Source organism: Alteromonas pelagimontana (assembly GCF_002499975.2).
Taxonomy (GTDB): domain Bacteria; phylum Pseudomonadota; class Gammaproteobacteria; order Enterobacterales; family Alteromonadaceae; genus Alteromonas; species Alteromonas pelagimontana.
The window spans coordinates 2827140-2843479 of sequence record NZ_CP052766.1; the positions used below are offsets into that span (position 1 = coordinate 2827140).

Below are 16340 nucleotides of genomic sequence, written 5' to 3' on the forward strand. Positions count from 1 at the left end.
GAGTCATCGGATATTGTCATGTTCTGTAGAGCCGAGTGCGAAGTCACTTTGTAATAATATTCTCATTAAGATACAAGTGAACCTGGAGAGGGTTTTGTGCATAATAGAGCGATTGATGACAAACGGTTTCAGGTATCACAAGTGGGTGAAAGGGAAACTCATATATGAAGGCGCTAAAGAATGCTTAAATGGTGGGGGAGAAATTCCACTAATTGTAACCCAGACTCGTATCTGCAAAAGCTTTTTATTCCAATCCGTTTTTCGGTATTGACCTCTTCAAAAAACTGGGCTATATCCCGCAAAGACAATTTTGATATTTACAAAGAAGCTTTGTTTGCGAAGGAACGAATGGAAGCGAAATTGCTTTTATTTCGAGAGCTGGTTGTTCCCAATTTGAGAAGAATAAATGCGCTCGCAGAAGATGTTGATTTACAGGTTATAGTTTTGTCTTCTACGCACTTACCAGATTCCTACAAAGCGCAGTTGAATGAAATTGTGAATGGTTGTTCTTTTATTTCTATAAGTTACATTGATGAGAGCGCAGCCATAACACCATCTATAGACAGCTTAATCAGAAGCCACTTAGATAAAGCTTCGTCGAATGTTGCTTTTGCCACCACCAGATTAGATGACGATGATTTATTAGCAGAGCAATTTATTCCAAAGATAAAGAAATACATCCATCCGGGATTTTGTGATCATATCATTAGTTTTTCCCGTGGCTACGAATCTTATCTTGATATTGAAACACTGCAGCTGTCGCCGAACATCAAAATTAGTTCACCTAAGATAGCGCTAGGACTAAGCCACATCAATTTTTATAATAAAGCGGATAATAAATTAATGGGGAAGATCGGAAACGTGTATGGCGCAGGAGATCATACCCTTGTTCACGAAAACTTTACGTTAATAATAGATCACTCAAGGGCTATGTTTTTACGAATGAGCTATAACGAACAGGATACAGGCGCTAAAGGCATATTTGCCAGAATCAAGCGAAGGGATTGTGCCATTGTGGAAGCAGATGAAATATTCAACCGGTTTCCAGAACTCCACAACCTTGTAAAGCCGCATAATTCTCAATAAGATTTATATCAAATAAAGTTGACCATCAGTCGCGTTTTAGGTTTTGTGTTGGTATTATCCCGCACCGATAATCGCGAGTGTTAGGTGTAAAATGCTACTAAAAAAACTGGGAACGGCGCTTCAACTGAAACGCTTACGTTTGCGTAGAAAACATGCGCGAGATATTCAAATTATTACTGCCAGTGAATTGTTTGACCAAAGATTCTATATCAGCATGTATATGGATGTTCGCGCAGATGCTTTTTGGTCAAAAAACCCTGTGTTGCACTACCTTACCTTTGGCACTCAAGAAAATCGCAAGCCCTCCAAAGACTTCGATACTCAGTGGTACATTGAAAACAATGAAGACGTAGCGGAATCTGGAATGAACCCGCTACTTCATTACGCGTTACATGGCCGCCAGGAAGGGCGGAGACCGAACGGAAACCGTTATGATCATGCAACGCGTGACCGCAGAGAACTTCTGCGTCACACGGTAGTGAATCACTTGTGGGGAGGGTATTCAAAACCTGCTTTGGCAGATCTTGCAGCTATCTACGGGAACAAAGATGAACCCAGTGATGTAAGATTTTTTGCCGCGTGGCATGCTGGCCGCTGGTATTTTTATGTCGGCAATTATAAAAAGACGCTTGAGCTTGCTGAATTGATTGTGAACTTAGACCCACACTATCGCGACGATAAAGCCACAGCAATGATGTTTGCCCATTCATGGTTAGCGCTCGGTGAGACAAGCAAAGCAAAAGAAGTGGCTGAAAATTTTCTACTGAGAGTTCCTGGCGATACGGATATGCTGCTTACCCTGGCCAACACAGTTGGTAACGATGAGGATAAGTTAGCCATCACCAATCGCGTATATGCGCCTCGGGACTTAGCCATAGTAGAAAAACGTGATAAAACCCTGCCGTTGTCATTCGATAACATCACTGCTGCCGCTGCGCCGATCAATGGTGATGAGAGAGTTTCTGTCATTATGCCTATCTTCAATGCAGAAGACAAAATTGAGGCTGCCATTAGAAGCTTACTGGAGCAATCCTATAAGAATCTTGAAATTATCGTTGTGGACGATAGAAGTACCGATAACACATTTACCGTTGTTAAAAAAATAGCAGAGGCGCAACCAAGAGTTAAAGCCTTCCAACAAGAAAAAAATGGTGGCGCGTACTTGGCCCGCAACCGTGGGTTGAAAGAAGCCTCGGGCGATTATATTACTACTCATGATGCTGACGACTGGTCGCATCCGGATAAAATTGCAACCCAGGTTGAACTGTTACAGCGTAAAGAAACGGTAATGGGAGTCTGTTTGCACTGGACTCGCGCTCTAGATAATCTCACATTTACACATAACTGGAATTTGAACGCCAGACTTGTTCATTGGAATCACTCGTCATTTTTATTTCGTAAACGCGTTATAGATGATTTGGGACCGTGGGATTCAGTCATAGTGGGGGGCGATACCGAGTTTATTTGGCGGGTTCAGGCGCACTATGGCAACGGTTCGGTGGTAAAGTATAAACCCAATATTCCTTTCTCATTTGCTTTGGATGATGAAGGCTCGCTTACCCGCACAAAAGCCACTCATGTTAAAACCATTCATAATGGGCTTCGACATATTTACAGAAGCGCTGCTCAATGGTGGCATACTCACGCATCCGATTTGTCGGTATCAGTCAATCAACGACGTTTCCCTGCACCCAAAGCAATGCTTAAACGTGGCGATGTCAATTTAAGGTGCGACAAACTCATTATCGCAGAGTTTGGTGTATCCCAGGATTCAGAAAATGCGATTTTAGCCGCGCGACAAGCGCTAGATGAGGGGCTACGTGTGGGCCTGTTACATTGGCCCGCTTACGGCTCTGAAAAAGAAGAGCTGGCAGCAGATTTTTTCCAGTTACTGTTAAACGACAACTGCGATGTGGTTGTTTTCGGTATGCAGGTTGAATGTGAAGAAGCAGTAGTGCAGTCCCGAGATTTAATGGCACCGATGCTTGAAATGCGCCCGGTCATTATCGCTAAGTTAGTGCGGATGTTAGAAGGGGAACCTTTGATTGAGTCTGAGCAGGAAAACCTACGAATAACGCTGAAAACCCTGTGATGAGTAAACGAAGTATAAAAATTCGATGAAAGAGACCTTGCGAGATTGGCTTAAGGTACTGACGAAGTTTGCTCAGGCCTTTACTACACCGAATAAAAGCGAAGTACGGTTAGTTTATCAATCGGAAATGTTTTCTCCAGAAACGGAGGTGTCGCCTGCCTCTGCTTCAAGCTGGAAAGTTTTCAGCTACTGGAAGATATCAAAGTATCTGTTTTTGCGTGAGAACTATTTAGTTTCACCCGGTCCAGACTTCGATGCTGCCTGGTATAAAAGCTACTATCAGGATGTAGCCAATTCAAATGTTCATCCGTTTCTACATTATCTAAAGAGTGGCCGGCTTGAAGGAAGGCTTCCAGCGCCTAATAGAGCCGCACGGTTAGACGAAATTTTGTGGATGGGGGCGGATAATCTTGCATTGCGCAAACTAACACTGCTTCTTAGCGAGCCGGAAACCAGCTTACGGGAAAGGCATCTTGCGTTGTGGTACCTCGCCCGCTGGTATAACTACGTAGGCGACGTTGAAGAAGCGTATCAGTTTGCGTCTGCTCTTGTTAAAGAAAAAGAAAAGTGGGAGCGTGCGTACTATCCGCGCTTTTTACTTCTTATTATCGACTGTGCCATAAAGGCTTCAAAAATTGCCGAAGCTGAGGCAGTGTTAGCCATAATTTCAGAACTCACTCCATCGCTACCCGAAAAAAATTGCGCTAAAGTAAATTTGTTGCAGGTGCAAGGCAAATTAACTTCTCAGCAGTGGCTTGATGAATTTAATGCAGTACTCGCTTTACAGCAACTTGATCCAGTTACAATGACAGATACAGTGTTGAGCATGGCATCATTACAATGCCAATCAACTGTTTTGGCTGGGGAAACGGCGTTAGTCTCAGTAATCGTACCCATGTACAACGCTAGCGAGACAATCGGATATGTACTTAACTGCCTGAACCAGCAAACCTGGCCCAATCTGGAAATTATCATTAGTGATGACAGAAGCACTGATAATTCCACTCACTTGGTACAGCAGTGGATAGAGCAGCATAGCGGTAGGAAAGGGAGAAAGTGGATACTGCTGAAGGCTGATCAAAACGGCGGAGCTTACGCTGCGAGAAATAAAGGAATGGCGGCGGCTAAGGGTGAATTTCTTACGGTTAATGATGCTGATGACTGGGCGCATTCGCAGAAAATCGAGAAGCAAGTACACGCAATAGTAAAAGAGAGCGCCGCAGGCAGTGTCAGTTCAATGATAAGAACATTGCCAGATCTGTCTTTTTACTGTTGGCGAATAGAAGAAAGGTGGATTTTTCGCAATGTAAGTTCATTGATGCTCCACCGGCCTGCCTTTGAGAAGCTTGGCTTTTGGGATGAAATAAAGGCTGGAGCCGATACAGAGTATTTTTATCGTGTATTAAAAGTTTTTGGAAAGCAATCTATTGCTCATGCACTGCCAGACGTTCCATTATCGCTGCAGCTGGTAAGGGAAGGCTCGCTAACTCAGTCCACACATACTCATATGCTTACACAATTTGAAGGGCCACGAAAGTGGTATCTTGATGCGGCGTTTGCATGGCATGAACAATTCTCTCCTGATTTATTTATACCTGCGGCCATGAAAAAGCGCCCGTTCTTCTGCCCAGCAACGCTGTTGTCTCATGAGCAAGAGCAGGAGGTGGTCGACGTAAAAAGTGCGTTTCTGGCAAGTGGCTTCTGGGATGCTGCCTGGTACGTACAGCGGTATGCTGAACTACACGCCGGCGGCATCGATCCTCTTGAACATTACTTAGTAAAAGGGTTTGATGAGGGCAAAGATCCAGGCCCTGAATTCAGCCTGACTGGATACCGCCTGTCAGGTAAAAAGGGCGACGACATTTCCATATTTTCGCAATTACAAGGTACTTCAGCACCAATTCATCCTGTAATCCCAGGGCAGCGAGCAGTTGAACGCGCAGCGAATATATTGCTTGTGGCTCACCAGGCTGCACATACTGTGTACGGCGCGGAACGCAGTTTTATCGATCTTGCTACGATGCTTAACCTTGCTGGTTACAATGTTTATGCACTGATGCCAGAGGCGTACAATCAGGATTATGTCAACGATCTTGCAGTGCAGTGTGTAGAAGTAAAATTTATCCCTTACGGGTGGTGGTTCGAGAGTAAATCTCCGTGCAGAATCACTGTAGATGCAATTAAAGCTTATGCGAAGTATCGAGATATAGCTGCGTTTCACATTAACACGCTAGTTGTTGATGAGCCCGTCATTGCGGCACAAGAAGCTGGGCTCCCATTTATTGTGCATGTTCGGGAGGACCTGCCTACCGATCCTGCGCTACAAAATGCCTTACTTTCCACTCCTGCGGCTGTGCATACAAGAATTGCAAATAGCGGTGGTAAAATTATCTGCAATTCCCATTATCTTAAACAGAGTTTCAACAGCGCTTTGCCCCACGATTGCACGGCGGACATTACGGTGATTTACAACGCTATTGATGTAGAAAAACTAAAGCAGATCCCTTTAAACCAGCATCAACAGCTCGAAGTGGGCATTATCAGTAGCAATGTGGGGAAAAAAGGAATTTACGATTTCTTTGAAGTGGCAAAGCGTTCATTAGAATCAAAAAATATTCGTTTTAACGTTTACGGCCCGCTTACCAGTGAACTTTCCACCTGTCTCTCAACGTTTAAACTAACGAATTTGGCATACCAGGGTTATGTTGCCGATCCTTGTGATGCACTTCAGCACTTAGATGTGGTACTAAGTCTTTCGCATTTCAACGAATCATTTGGCAGAACAGTTGCCGAAGCACAGGCTGCTGGCCGTGTTGCAATCGGGTACAATCGCGGCGCTTTAAACGAACTCATTGAGTCAGGAAAAAATGGCTATTTAGTTCCTTTTCAGGATTATCAATCCATCGTTGAGAGTCTTAAACAGTTGGCACTGAATCCTTCCATCGTGGCTACAGTAAGTGAGGCTGCAAGAAGGTCTGCTGAACAGAAGTTTTCTTATCTGAGTGGCAGTGAGAATATTAGGTGCCTGTATCAAGCTGTGCTTCAGCATTAGCTGAAAAATCAATTTCTGAGATTAGATGTTAATTACATGAAAATTATTTTCCACTTTGGTCCTCCAAAGACCGGTACCTCTGCTATACAAAAGTGGTGCTCATTAAATCACGAATGGTTAAAAAACCAAGGGGTCTATTATCCTCAGCACGCAGTTGATGTAAATGGCGTTAGCTCTGGGAACTTACGAAAAGTTTTTGAAGGAGAAAAAGGAAGCTTCCATTTTTCAAAAGCGCTGTACGAATCAGAAGTCGCGCGAGCGCGCAAAGCAGACTGCCATACATTGTTATTTTCTTCAGAATTTTTTTTTAAAAATATTGAAATGATTGCAGATACGGTTCCTGAAGCTACGTTCATCGGTTATATCCGATTCGGACTAGAGATCCTTCAGTCTTCTTACAATCAAGCAGTGAAGCGTCATGGTAAGACAACCAAATTCTCACCAAACTCGGGTAGCAATTCTACGCTTAATACTCTTAGCATAAAAATTCAAGCTGTCGGTGAAAGTCGTTTCATTTTGCGACCCTATTCCACGGCCATATTTAAAAACAACAGTTTGATAGCTGATTTTCTTGAAGCGTTACATATTGACAATGCCCACGTTAATACAACTGTTGGGAATGTAAATTCCTCTTATTCTCTCGAAAGTATTGAAGTTAAACGCTGGTTTAACCAATTGGAATCAGAAGCATTACAAGTTCAGCTTGATCTTGCTTTACAAAGCTACGGGAAACGGGAAAAAATTTCATTATTTTCGGACGACAAGTTTGAAGCGTTTAAATCGATGTACCTTAACCAGCTAAAGCGCTTTCTTAATGCACATACAGTAGCGAAGAGTGAGGAATTTTACGCTGAGTGTAGAACGTTGCAAAACTTACCTAGCCGTGAACAAGAGTTGTCACTTTCACAGTTTGAAAAGATATTGCGTACACTTGTCCGACAAAAGAAAATTTCTTTGTTAACGCTATACAAGACGTATCAGATTGCATTAGAAAGAAAGGAACAACTGGAGCAACCAGAACGCGTAGCAGTTTTAAAGAAAATACTGCCAATATGGGTAGTGATAGTTGAAAAATTGCGACGTAGGTGCTTTTCATCAAATGAAGTTTAAGATTGTTATGCCGCTATGAAAAACTTCCCAGTAAGGGTTCTAAAAGCATCTTTTAGCCTTCTACCAGAAAGGCTGAAGAATCAACTAAGAAAACAGTATGGCCTTAAAGCATGGTACGGGGAACGTCTCCGTCGTTCCAGTTTGGCCTATGAAGTCCCGAGCTTACGAAAAATCCGAAAGCTTCTTACAGATAATCTCCTAAACCAAAAGGAATTTCTTTGTCGAAAAGAAGCAGTACTTGATCAATATAGTGCAAAAATTAATGTGTTAATTGTTGGAGACGGAAATGTTGCTGCCACTTTAAAGTCGCTACAGTGTATAGACCCAGTTATTAATACCGTGTGGGTCGATAAACATTGTGTGCCAGGCGATTGCGATTCACGAGACGATTTTGTGGTGCGGGCGTACTACGAAGATGACGCTAGGTTCACCACAAAGACTTTGGTTATTGAGGCGGGCATTCAATTGCACCAGCAGTTAGCATTGCCGATCTTAATGCTCCCAGCTCGTGGTGATCTCTGTTACTTCGACAGTATTAGTGTGAATGATAAGGAGAGGCTAAGCGAATACCGCTTTTTACCTGATTGGAATCCTGATTTGCAAATTTCGTCTGCTTATATAAATGAGGCTGTTTTGCTAAACACGCCCATGAGCTTACAGTTCATAGATAGGTTTGTTACCCATGGCATTGCAGCAACGATGGCTTATATTTATCTTCATTCCACTCAATTAAACATAACGCATCAGCCATTCGTTCTTTCAGTTAGAAAATCCTTAGCACTAAGTGATATGAATCGCTTATCCCAAGAGTTATCCGGGAACACTACGATAGTGAATGTCACACCAGGTTTGTTGAAAGTTCAGTGGCCAATTAAAAATCAACCTCTGGTGTCTTTAATTATTCCTACCTTCAATGGCAAAGATTTGGTAAAGATGTGTATAGAGTCTATTTTGCAAAAGACGACCTACCTAAACTACGAAATCTTGTTGATTGATAATAATTCCGATGATCCCGAAGCCTTGGCGTATTTTAGCGAGCTAGAGCTTCACCCAAAGATACGACTGCTTCGCTATCCTCACCCATTCAACTATTCAGCAATTAACAACTTTGCCGTTAAACATGCACAAGGCGAAGTAATAGGCCTGATCAACAACGATATTGAAGTAATTACGCCTGAGTGGCTTGAGTATATGGTAGGGCACGCTATACGCGAAGATATCGGTTGTGTAGGTGCCAAGCTTTTATACCCGGATGACCGCATTCAACACGCTGGCGTTGTTCTTGGATACGGCGGCGGAGCAGGGCACGCACATAAGTACTTTCCTCGTTACCACCCCGGGTACATGAACCGTCTTATTGCAACACAAAATTATAGTGCAGTAACTGCAGCTTGTTTATTGGTAAAGAAATCAATATATGAAGGCGTTGGCGGCCTTGACGAAGAAAATCTGGAAGTCGCGTTTAATGACGTGGATTTTTGTCTGAGGGTGTTGGAAACGGGAGTGAGGAACTTATATTGCGCCGAAGCTGAATTGTACCACCACGAATCGGTTAGCCGCGGATTAGATATAACAGTGGAGAAAGCTGCGCGTTTCAATCGGGAGCTTACCTACCTGCAGAGCAAGTGGAAAAAGTATATTGACCACGATCCTGCTTATAATCCTAACCTGACGCTAAAGCGAGAAAATTTCGCTATTAAAGGACCCAGAGAATATAGATAAGAAAAGACGTGTGAGTTGAAGTAGAGCGCGTCTTTTCCATGGTATTTCATTCACTATAGTTTTTAATCGCTTATAACAGCAGCTATCTCTTCGCTGGTAACGCCAGCTTGAGCTGCATACTCTCGTAATTTATCTTCGCTCATACCTGCGTTTTGCGCCGTCTCTAAAATGCGCAGCACTTGCTCCCTTTGTCCGGAAGATTGCATAACAGCAGTACCTACTACTTCATCGGCTTGCTCTGGAAACACCGCTAACAAAGAATCAACCACATACTCCCCAACATAAGGGACGGCGTTAAGTGCAGTTGTCAGAATCTCTATAATTTTGTTGGGATGACCTCTTGATAGCGTTTGCACAATGCTGTCAGCGGAATCCGGTTCGGTCAGTACCGCAATACGTACAATTTCATCCAAATCTTCAGGCGTACTATTTGCAGCCGCTTGCACAACAAAGTCCACATAGCTGGGCTCGGCATTAATTGCCATTTCAACAATGGCCGTGCACGACGCTACACCTTTATCAATTGCTAACTTTACAATATCTTCTGTTGAAGCAGGTTGCGAGGAAATGGCTGCATGAATGATTTCTCTATAACTTTCCGGATAGGTATCAAGCGCCACATCTACTATAGCTACCATTTCCTGAGGATAATGACTCCCGATAGAACGGATTGCACGACCCACTGACATATTCTGATCGACCTGTCGTTTCAAAAATGCAGTATGAAACGGATCAACCGGCTCTCTATCTAATTCGGGATAAGCATTGGCAAGTACTGAACAACTCAATGTGGCCGTAACAACAAATAGACCAAACTTCCGCATCATTAAACCCTCTGTGGTAACTCAAAAGCCATTTAGCATGACTATAACTTAACCTACAATTAAAACGATACTACGCATAAATAGTTCAAATTGTCTATATTTTGTCAGCTTAGCGTGAAAACTAACCATTTAGTATTAATTTCTCAACTTTTTTCGCAATTGCTGTTGACCTTTATTTAGAAATCTCTAGAATGCGCATCCGCTTCGGCAGGAAAGTCAAAACACCGACGGCCCTGGTAGCTGGTAAAGCCAGTGCTGATGCGGGTTTCAGCTGCAACCACTGATGAAAGAAATTTCAAAAAAAGGTTGACGCCAGAAACGAAAAGCGTAGAATACGCGCCTCGCTTCAGGGGGTTGTAAGACACACCGCTGAAGCCGTTTTGAGTGACACGCTCTTGGAAATAAAAAATTTCAAAATGTGTTGACACGGAAAACGAAAGGCGTAGAATGCGCCTCCCGCTTCAGGGAATAACCTGAAGCAAGCGGTTGAAATGATTAGTCATTAACTGCTTTCTACACAGCATTTGATTCGTAGTGTTGTGCGACTTGATGAGTGACGAAGGAGTATGCTGATGCATGTGACTGAGAAGCGAAGAAGCCAAGCGCATCAATACGAAGCAAAGGCGCAGTAGAAATGTTCTTTAACAATTTATAACAAGACAATCTGTGTGGGCACTCGTTAAGAGTGTCACAACGACAATTCATATTTCGATATATTTAATTGAAGAGTTTGATCATGGCTCAGATTGAACGCTGGCGGCAGGCCTAACACATGCAAGTCGAACGGTAGCAGGATGTGCTTGCACATCGCTGACGAGTGGCGGACGGGTGAGTAATGCTTGGGAACTTGCCTTTTGGAGGGGGATAACAGTTGGAAACGACTGCTAATACCGCATAATGTCCATCTGTAAAAAGAAGGGACCAAAGGGGGCGCTTGCGCTCTTACCAAAAGAGAGGCCCAAGTGAGATTAGCTAGTAGGTGAGGTAAGAGCTCACCTAGGCGACGATCTCTAGCTGTTCTGAGAGGAAGATCAGCCACACTGGGACTGAGACACGGCCCAGACTCCTACGGGAGGCAGCAGTGGGGAATATTGCACAATGGGGGCAACCCTGATGCAGCCATGCCGCGTGTGTGAAGAAGGCCTTCGGGTTGTAAAGCACTTTCAGTTGTGAGGAAGGGTTGATGGTTAATACCCATCAGCATTGACGTTAGCAACAGAAGAAGCACCGGCTAACTCCGTGCCAGCAGCCGCGGTAATACGGAGGGTGCGAGCGTTAATCGGAATTACTGGGCGTAAAGCGCACGCAGGCGGTTTGTTAAGCTAGATGTGAAAGCCCCGGGCTCAACCTGGGACGGTCATTTAGAACTGGCAGACTAGAGTCTTGGAGAGGGGAGTGGAATTCCAGGTGTAGCGGTGAAATGCGTAGATATCTGGAGGAACATCAGTGGCGAAGGCGACTCCCTGGCCAAAGACTGACGCTCATGTGCGAAAGTGTGGGTAGCGAACAGGATTAGATACCCTGGTAGTCCACACCGTAAACGCTGTCTACTAGCTGTTTGTGAATTTAATTTGTAAGTAGCGAAGCTAACGCGATAAGTAGACCGCCTGGGGAGTACGGCCGCAAGGTTAAAACTCAAATGAATTGACGGGGGCCCGCACAAGCGGTGGAGCATGTGGTTTAATTCGATGCAACGCGAAGAACCTTACCTACACTTGACATGCTGAGAACTTTCCAGAGATGGATTGGTGCCTTCGGGAACTCAGACACAGGTGCTGCATGGCTGTCGTCAGCTCGTGTCGTGAGATGTTGGGTTAAGTCCCGCAACGAGCGCAACCCTTGTCCTTAGTTGCCAGCATTTGGTTGGGCACTCTAAGGAGACTGCCGGTGACAAACCGGAGGAAGGTGGGGACGACGTCAAGTCATCATGGCCCTTACGTGTAGGGCTACACACGTGCTACAATGGCAAGTACAGAGGGAAGCGAGACAGTGATGTGGAGCGGACCCCTTAAAGCTTGTCGTAGTCCGGATTGGAGTCTGCAACTCGACTCCATGAAGTCGGAATCGCTAGTAATCGCAAATCAGAATGTTGCGGTGAATACGTTCCCGGGCCTTGTACACACCGCCCGTCACACCATGGGAGTGGGATGCAAAAGAAGTAGTTAGTCTAACCTTCGTCGTTTCACGATGAGGGAGGACGATTACCACTTTGTGTTTCATGACTGGGGTGAAGTCGTAACAAGGTAACCCTAGGGGAACCTGGGGTTGGATCACCTCCTTACCAAAAGTCGACGCGACATTTTTGATGCAGTGCCTACACAGATTGTTTTGTTATAGAAGATAAAGAACGAGATAGACCTATGGGGCTATAGCTCAGCTGGGAGAGCGCCTGCCTTGCACGCAGGAGGTCAGCAGTTCGATCCTGCTTAGCTCCACCATCTGCCTACAGGCACTTGCTTCGCAAGTGAGCGCGACACGCGGTTTAATCGCAGGGAAACCCTGCTGACCTAATGTCTGCTTACTAAAGAAAGCAGGTCGGGTAGAAAGTTATTGCGATGGCTTGGTTTGTAGTGGTGTTCGACTTGACGAGCGACGAAGGAGCATACATATAGTATGTGACTGAGGAGCGAGGAAATAAAGAGCAGCAATACGAGCCCAGACAGAAGCAAGAACAGGCTTGTAGCTCAGCTGGTTAGAGCGCACCCCTGATAAGGGTGAGGTCGGCAGTTCAAGTCTGCCCAAGCCTACCATTTCTTCCGTATACGGCGTCAGAGAAAATCTCATGTGCTACGCGCACACCACGATTTCCTCTTCCTTATCTACGAAAGAAATACGCTAATATGGTCGGCAAAGCAGAATCCTAATGAATAACCGCGGGTAAAGCGAGTATTGATTAGGGTTTTTTACTCTAAGGCAAGAAGGTGTTTGCTTTGCAAATATCTACCTTGTGTTGCAATCGGCAAGTTCGATTGCAAGAAACGTTCTTTAACAATTTGGAAAGCTGATATTAGTAATCAATCTAAGAAAGAGTAACTAAGAGAGATAAATAGTATGCAACTGAGCGTACTGTGAGTCCTCCTTGCGCAAAAGTCATCCTCTGGATGATTTTGCACTCAAGCTACTCTATCTGACTGAAAACGTGCAGCAAGTGGGTCATTTTACACAACTGAGTGTAATGATGGTCCTCCTTGCGCAAAAGTAACGATGCTTTGCATCCTTATTTGGCACGAAATTGATTAGACTTGTCATGCATACAACAGAGATTCAATTCTCACCTGAGCCCGGATAAAAAGGCGGGTCAAGGCCGCTGTTGCCACCCTTTCACGAACATTAGCTGTTCAAAAGTGGTAACAGTAAAGTGTCATTTTCATATCACGCTTCAATATTTTATTATTGAGGGGCTGATAAACGAAAATGGCGAGTCAATAGTTTTCAGACGAACCGAGCGACGAAGGAGCGAAGGAGTGTACATTTAGTACATGACTGAGTGAGTGAGGAGTAGAGGTGAAGTATGGGAAGTATTGACGAAGCTATTTAGGGTTGTATGGTTAAGTGACAAAGCGTATACGGTGGATGCCTTGGCAGTTAGAGGCGATGAAGGACGTGTAAGTCTGCGAAAAGCTGTGGTGAGCTGACAAAAAGCATTTGAGCCACAGATGTCCGAATGGGGAAACCCACACATTTATGTGTATCATTAACTGAATACATAGGTTAATGAGGCGAACGTAGGGAACTGAAACATCTAAGTACCTATAGGAAAAGAAATCAACCGAGATTCCCTTAGTAGCGGCGAGCGAACGGGGAGTAGCCCTTAAGCTATATTGGTGTTAGTGGAAGGCTCTGGAAAGTGCCACGATACTGGGTGATAGTCCCGTACATGACAATGCCATTATAGTGAAAACGAGTAGGTCGGGACACGTGTTATCCTGACTGAATATGGGGGGACCATCCTCCAAGGCTAAATACTCCTAACTGACCGATAGTGAACCAGTACCGTGAGGGAAAGGCGAAAAGAACCCCTGTGAGGGGAGTGAAACAGAACCTGAAACCGTATACGTACAAGCAGTGGGAGCCTCTCTTTATGGGGGGTGACTGCGTACCTTTTGTATAATGGGTCAGCGACTTATATTTAGTAGCAAGGTTAAGTGAATAACGGAGCCGTAGCGAAAGCGAGTGTTAACTGCGCGTTGAGTTGCTAGGTATAGACCCGAAACCCGGTGATCTAGCCATGGGCAGGTTGAAGGTTGAGTAACATCAACTGGAGGACCGAACCCACTAACGTTGAAAAGTTAGGGGATGACTTGTGGCTGGGGGTGAAAGGCCAATCAAACCGGGAGATAGCTGGTTCTCCCCGAAATCTATTTAGGTAGAGCCTCGGACGAACACCATTGGGGGTAGAGCACTGTTAAGGCTAGGGGGTCATCCCGACTTACCAACCCTTTGCAAACTCCGAATACCGATGAGTGCTATCCGGGAGACACACGGCGGGTGCTAACGTCCGTCGTGAAGAGGGAAACAACCCAGACCGCCAGCTAAGGTCCCAAAATATTGCTAAGTGGGAAACGATGTGGGAAGGCTAAGACAGCTAGGAGGTTGGCTTAGAAGCAGCCACCCTTTAAAGAAAGCGTAATAGCTCACTAGTCGAGTCGGCCTGCGCGGAAGATGTAACGGGGCTAAGCAATATACCGAAGCTGCGGATTTGAACTTAGGTTCAAGTGGTAGGGGAGCGTTGTGTAAGTGGTTGAAGCTCAATTGAGAAGTTGGGTGGACATATCACAAGTGCGAATGCTGACATGAGTAACGATAATGGGGGTGAAAAACCCCCACGCCGGAAGACCAAGGTTTCCTGTCCCATGCTAATCAGGGCAGGGTAAGTCGGCCCCTAAGGCGAGGCAGAAATGCGTAGTCGATGGGAAACGGATTAATATTTCCGTACTTGTATAATCAGTGATGGGAGGACGGAGAAGGCTAGGCAAGCCTGGCGTTGGTAGTCCAGGTGAAAGTGCGTAGGCTGAGTGTTTAGGTAAATCCGGACACTTAAGGCCGAGACACGAGACGAGCCACTACGGTGGTGAAGTTGTTGATGCCCTGCTTCCAGGAAAAGTCTCTAAGCTTATGATTATGCGAACCGTACCCCAAACCGACACAGGTGGTCAGGTAGAGAATACTAAGGCGCTTGAGAGAACTCGGGTGAAGGAACTCGGCAAAATTGTACCGTAACTTCGGGAGAAGGTACGCCTCTGTTGGTGATAGGACTTGCTCCTTAAGCGAATGGAGGCCGCAGTGACCAGGTGGCTGGGACTGTTTATTAAAAACACAGCACTGTGCAAAATCGAAAGATGACGTATACGGTGTGACACCTGCCCGGTGCCGGAAGGTTAATTGATGGGGTTATCTTTTAGAGAAGCTCTTGATCGAAGCCCCGGTAAACGGCGGCCGTAACTATAACGGTCCTAAGGTAGCGAAATTCCTTGTCGGGTAAGTTCCGACCTGCACGAATGGTGTAACCATGGCCACGCTGTCTCCACCCGAGACTCAGTGAAATTGAAATCGCAGTGAAGATGCTGTGTACCCGCACCTAGACGGAAAGACCCCGTGAACCTTTACTATAGCTTGGCACTGAACATTGAACCTACATGTGTAGGATAGGTGGGAGGCTTTGAAGCATTGTCGCCAGATGATGTGGAGCCATCCTTGAAATACCACCCTTGTATGTTTGATGTTCTAACATAGGTCCCTAATCGGGATTATGGACAGTGTCTGGTGGGTAGTTTGACTGGGGCGGTCTCCTCCCAAATCGTAACGGAGGAGCACGAAGGTTAGCTAATCACGGTCGGACATCGTGAGGTTAGTGCAATGGCATAAGCTAGCTTAACTGCGAGACAGACACGTCGAGCAGGTACGAAAGTAGGTCATAGTGATCCGGTGGTTCTGTATGGAAGGGCCATCGCTCAACGGATAAAAGGTACTCCGGGGATAACAGGCTGATACCGCCCAAGAGTTCATATCGACGGCGGTGTTTGGCACCTCGATGTCGGCTCATCACATCCTGGGGCTGAAGTCGGTCCCAAGGGTATGGCTGTTCGCCATTTAAAGTGGTACGCGAGCTGGGTTTAGAACGTCGTGAGACAGTTCGGTCCCTATCTGGTGTGGGCGTTGGATGATTGAGGGGAGCTGCTCCTAGTACGAGAGGACCGGAGTGGACGAACCGCTGGTGTTCGGGTTGTCATGCCAATGGCATTGCCCGGTAGCTACGTTCGGAATCGATAACCGCTGAAAGCATCTAAGCGGGAAGCGAGCCCCAAGATGAGTCATCCCTGACCTTTAAGGTCTGGAAGGGTTGTTATAGACTATGACGTTGATAGGCAGGATGTGGAAGTGTTGTAAGGCATTAAGCTAACCTGTACTAATTGCCCGAGAGGCTTAACCATACAACGCCTAAATGGCTTCGAGA

The 16340-nt window shown here is 45.4% G+C and carries 6 protein-coding genes, 2 tRNA genes and 2 rRNA genes; 9 read left to right on the forward strand and 1 reads right to left on the reverse strand.

Features of this window, described 5'->3' with window-relative positions; all coding sequences use genetic code 11:
- Positions 1 to 180 precede the first annotated feature (180 nt).
- The 5 genes from CA267_RS12440 to CA267_RS12460 all read left to right on the forward strand — a co-directional run bounded on the left by CA267_RS12440 (position 181) and on the right by CA267_RS12460 (position 9062).
- A complete protein-coding gene (locus CA267_RS12440; RefSeq protein WP_075607277.1) occupies positions 181 to 1086 on the forward strand; it encodes a glycosyltransferase in 906 nt (301 codons plus the stop codon).
- Between the two features lie 91 nt (positions 1087 to 1177).
- Positions 1178 to 3178: a glycosyltransferase family 2 protein gene (locus CA267_RS12445; protein ID WP_075607278.1), complete on the forward strand. Its 2001-nt coding sequence runs from the start codon at positions 1178 to 1180 to the stop codon at positions 3176 to 3178.
- A gap of 25 nt (positions 3179 to 3203) precedes the next feature.
- Positions 3204 to 6230 (forward strand): glycosyltransferase, encoded by a 3027-nt coding sequence (locus CA267_RS12450; RefSeq protein WP_075607279.1) that lies wholly within the window; start codon positions 3204 to 3206, stop codon positions 6228 to 6230.
- Between the two features lie 36 nt (positions 6231 to 6266).
- Positions 6267 to 7340, forward strand: a complete 1074-nt coding sequence (locus tag CA267_RS12455) for a hypothetical protein (protein ID WP_075607280.1) — start codon at positions 6267 to 6269, stop codon at positions 7338 to 7340.
- 15 nt (positions 7341 to 7355) lie between these two features.
- Positions 7356 to 9062, forward strand: a complete 1707-nt coding sequence (locus CA267_RS12460; protein ID WP_075607281.1) for a glycosyltransferase family 2 protein — start codon at positions 7356 to 7358, stop codon at positions 9060 to 9062.
- Positions 9063 to 9124: 62 nt separating this feature from the next.
- Here the strand turns inward: CA267_RS12460 and CA267_RS12465 are convergent, their stop codons facing one another.
- The gene (locus CA267_RS12465) at positions 9125 to 9886 is read right to left on the reverse strand and encodes a hypothetical protein (RefSeq protein ID WP_075607282.1); all 762 of its coding nucleotides are present in this window, start codon (positions 9884 to 9886) and stop codon (positions 9125 to 9127) included.
- A 718-nt stretch (positions 9887 to 10604) separates the two neighbouring features.
- Between CA267_RS12465 and CA267_RS12470 the strand changes: the two genes are divergently transcribed.
- From CA267_RS12470 to CA267_RS12485, 4 genes are all read left to right on the forward strand, one after another.
- A 16S ribosomal RNA gene (locus CA267_RS12470) occupies positions 10605 to 12167 on the forward strand.
- A gap of 81 nt (positions 12168 to 12248) precedes the next feature.
- Positions 12249 to 12324 (forward strand) — tRNA-Ala (locus CA267_RS12475).
- 235 nt (positions 12325 to 12559) lie between these two features.
- Positions 12560 to 12636 (forward strand) — tRNA-Ile (locus tag CA267_RS12480).
- Between the two features lie 796 nt (positions 12637 to 13432).
- A 23S ribosomal RNA gene (locus tag CA267_RS12485) occupies positions 13433 to 16317 on the forward strand.
- Together the 16S and 23S rRNA genes with 2 tRNA genes alongside form the textbook arrangement of a ribosomal RNA operon.
- Positions 16318 to 16340: the final 23 nt, after the last annotated feature.

Coding starts and splice junctions, on each gene's coding strand:
- CA267_RS12440 (WP_075607277.1), top strand. CDS start 181: ATGCTTAAATGGTGGGGGAGAAATTCCACTAATTGTAACCCAGACTCG.
- CA267_RS12445 (WP_075607278.1), top strand. CDS start 1,178: ATGCTACTAAAAAAACTGGGAACGGCGCTTCAACTGAAACGCTTACGT.
- CA267_RS12450 (WP_075607279.1), top strand. CDS start 3,204: ATGAAAGAGACCTTGCGAGATTGGCTTAAGGTACTGACGAAGTTTGCT.
- CA267_RS12455 (WP_075607280.1), top strand. CDS start 6,267: ATGAAAATTATTTTCCACTTTGGTCCTCCAAAGACCGGTACCTCTGCT.
- CA267_RS12460 (WP_075607281.1), top strand. CDS start 7,356: ATGAAAAACTTCCCAGTAAGGGTTCTAAAAGCATCTTTTAGCCTTCTA.
- CA267_RS12465 (WP_075607282.1), bottom strand. CDS start 9,886: ATGCGGAAGTTTGGTCTATTTGTTGTTACGGCCACATTGAGTTGTTCA.